Here is a 2,889-nt window from a genome sequence, read left to right as displayed (position 1 = left end):
CGCCCACCGGCTGGGCCTTCAACACCAACAACTGGCCCTGGACGGCCGCCGGTCCCTACAGCCCCAGGAAGGCGGACTTCCCGAAGTACATGGACACGGCCGGCGAAAACCCGCGCGGTCTTCACGCCGAGCTGGTGCTGAAGGACGTCAAGAACCTCACCTTGGGCGGCCTGATCGACAAGGCCTACGACCCGTACCTGACCGCCTTCGCGCGGCTGATCCCGACGCTGGAGGCGGCCTACGCCGCCACGCCGGACGGTGACCCGGTCAAGGCCAAGGTGGCCGAACAGGTCGCGGCGCTGAGCGCCTGGGACCGCAAATGGTCGGCCCGCTCGACGCAAACCTCGCTGGCCGTGTTCTGGGGCGAGGCGATGTGGGCCAAGGCCGCGCCGGCGGCCAAGGCCCAGGGCCTCAACACCTACGACTACATGGCCGACAAGTTGACGCCCGCCGAGAAGCTCACCGCCTTGGCCGAGGCCTCGGATCGCCTGACGGCCGACTTCGGCTCGTGGAAGACGCCCTGGGGCGAAATCAACCGCTTCCAGCGCAACGACGGATCGATCGTCCAGACCTTCGATGATGAGAAGGCCAGCATCCCGGTGCCGTTCACCTCGGCCCAGTGGGGCTCCCTGGCCTCGTTCGGCGCCAAGCGCTGGCCGGGGACCAAGAAATATTACGGTACCCTGGGCAACAGCTTCGTGGCGGTCGTGGAGTTCGGCGACAAGGTCCGCGCCCGCGCCGTCTCGGCCGGCGGCGAAAGCGGCGATCCGGCCTCGCCGCACTTCAACGACCAGGCGCTGCGCTACAGCCTGGGGAACCTGCGGGATGTGTATTTCTATCCGGAGGACGTGAAGAAACACGCCGTGAAGACGTACCGGCCGGGGGAATAGACGGTCCTTAGATCCTCCCCCGCTTTGCGGGGGAGGTGGAGGCCAGCTGGATATTGGCCGCGTTAGCCCCCTCAGTCGCTCCGCGACAGCTCCCCGCATCGCGGGGGAGCATCTTAAGGCTCAGATATCCCCGCCCACATTCGGCGCGACGCCTGGCGCGCGGGCGACGTGGATGCCGCACTCGGTCTTTTCCTGTCCGGCCCAGCGACCCGAGCGGCCATCGTCCGAGGGTTGGGTGCAGGGCCAGCAGCCGATTGAGGCGTAGCCCTGGGCCACCAGGGGATGGGCGGGCAGCTGGTGCTCGGCCACATAGGCGTCCAGCTCGGACTTGCCCCAGTTGGCCAAGGGATTGAACTTGACCTTGCCGTCGGCCTCTTCGACCACCGGCAGGGAGAGGCGATCACCGCCATGGAAGCGCTTGCGCCCGGTGATCCAGGCCTCGAAACCGCCCAAGGCTCGATCCAGCGGCAACACCTTGCGGATGTTGCAGCAGCCGTCGACGCTGGTCCTCCAGAGGTCCGAGTTCGGGTCCTGGGTCGCCAGGTCCGCGAAGGCCGGACGCAGGTCGCGCACGTCCGTCAGGCCGAACTTGGCGGCGGTGGTCTTGCGATAGTCCAGCGTCTGGCCGAACAGCATGCCGGTGTCGAGGAACAGCACCGGAATGCCCGCCGACACCTGCGAGGCCAGGTGCAGCAATACGGCCGACTCAGCCCCGAACGAGGAAACCAGGGCCAGCCTGTCGCCGAAGTGATCGTAGGCGGCGCGCAGGATGGTCAGGGGATGAGCGTCGCGCAGCTCGGCGTCCAGCCGAGCCGCGAGGCCAGCAGAGGTCCCGCCGATCTGATCGTACGCCATCAGCGCGCCCTTTCCTCGAACGCCGCCCGTTCTTCAAGAGCAATTGGGCGATCGTCCGCGGCGCGCTGATAGACGTGGCGGTAGCGGCGCGCGGCCTTGTTCCAGACCTCGGGCGTCGCGCCATCCGCCGGCTCGAAAGCGTCAAAGCCCACGCGGACCATGAAGCCGGCCTGCTCCTGCAACACATCGCCCACGGCGCGGATCTGGCCCTGGTAGCCGAACCGCTCCCGCAGCAGACGGGCCGAGGTATAGGCGCGGCCGTCGCGGTACTTCGGGAAGGCCAGGGCCACCACCGCGATGCGCGGCAGGTCATAGGCCAGGACCTCGATCTCCTCGTTCGACTCGATCCGCACGCCGACGCGGCGGCTGTTCGAGCTGAGCAGCGCGTCACCCTCGGCCTCGAAGCGGGCCAGGGACAGGATCACGTCGCCGCTCTCGGGGATGGCCTCCTCGTCGGCGACGTTGACGAAGGCGTCTTCGGCCCAGCGGGCCTCGCCCTCCGCGAACTCAATCAGCTTGGGCATAGACAGCCTCCTTGAAGGGCTCGAGGCCGACGCGGCGATAGGTGTCGAGGAAGCGCTCGCCGTCGGTCCGGGCGTTCAGATAGGCGCCGACCAGCTGGTCGACGGCGCTGGCGACCTTGTCGGCCGGCAGGGCCGGGCCCAGGATCTTGCCGATCGCGGCGTCTTCCGCGCCGGAGCCGCCCAGCGAGAGCTGGTAGAATTCCTCGCCCTTCTTGTCGACGCCCAGGATGCCGATGTGGGCCACGTGGTGGTGACCGCAGGCGTTGATGCAGCCGCTGATCTTGATCTTCAGCTCGCCGACCTGTTCGGCCCGATCGAGGTCGGCGAACTGGCGGGCGATGTCCTGGGCGATCGGGATCGCGCGGGCGTTGGCCAGGGCGCAGTAATCGAGCCCCGGGCAGGCGATGATGTCGCTGACCAGGTCGATGTTCGGCGTGGCCAGGCCAGCCGCCTGCAAGGCCGCGAACACCGAGGGCAGATCGTCCAGCTTCACATGCGGCAGCACCAGGTTCTGCGCGTGGGTGACGCGCAGATCCGAGAAGCTGTAGCGCTCGGCCAGGTCGGCGACGACCTCCAGCTGGTCGGCGTTCGCGTCGCCGGGGGTCTGTTCCTGGGCCTTC

3 protein-coding genes and 1 pseudogene are annotated in these 2,889 nt (G+C 68.2%); 1 reads left to right on the top strand and 3 read right to left on the bottom strand.

Annotated features, from left to right (window positions below; all coding sequences use genetic code 11):
- Positions 1–890: penicillin acylase family protein (locus VJ655_RS19060; protein ID WP_324113829.1), on the top strand; the 890-nt coding region annotated here is incomplete at its 5' end.
- 120 nt (positions 891–1,010) lie between these two features.
- On the opposite strand, the gene VJ655_RS19055 is transcribed toward VJ655_RS19060, so the two are convergent.
- The 3 genes and pseudogenes from VJ655_RS19055 to VJ655_RS19045 all read right to left on the bottom strand — a co-directional run.
- A complete protein-coding gene (locus tag VJ655_RS19055) occupies positions 1,011–1,745 on the bottom strand; it encodes a phosphoadenylyl-sulfate reductase (protein WP_324113827.1) in 735 nt (244 codons plus the stop codon).
- Positions 1,745–2,269, bottom strand: coding sequence for a DUF934 domain-containing protein (locus VJ655_RS19050; RefSeq protein ID WP_324113825.1), 525 nt, complete (start codon positions 2,267–2,269; stop codon positions 1,745–1,747). The genes VJ655_RS19055 and VJ655_RS19050 overlap by 1 nt, the downstream gene beginning before the upstream one ends.
- Positions 2,253–2,889, bottom strand: a pseudogene (locus tag VJ655_RS19045) (nitrite/sulfite reductase); the annotation flags it as partial. The pseudogene VJ655_RS19045 and the gene VJ655_RS19050, both read right to left, overlap by 17 nt.

Source organism: Caulobacter sp., from assembly GCF_035254145.1.
Taxonomy (GTDB): domain Bacteria; phylum Pseudomonadota; class Alphaproteobacteria; order Caulobacterales; family Caulobacteraceae; genus Caulobacter.
Note: the sequence above shows the minus strand (reverse complement) of the source record. Positions and strands in the feature narration are given on the sequence as shown.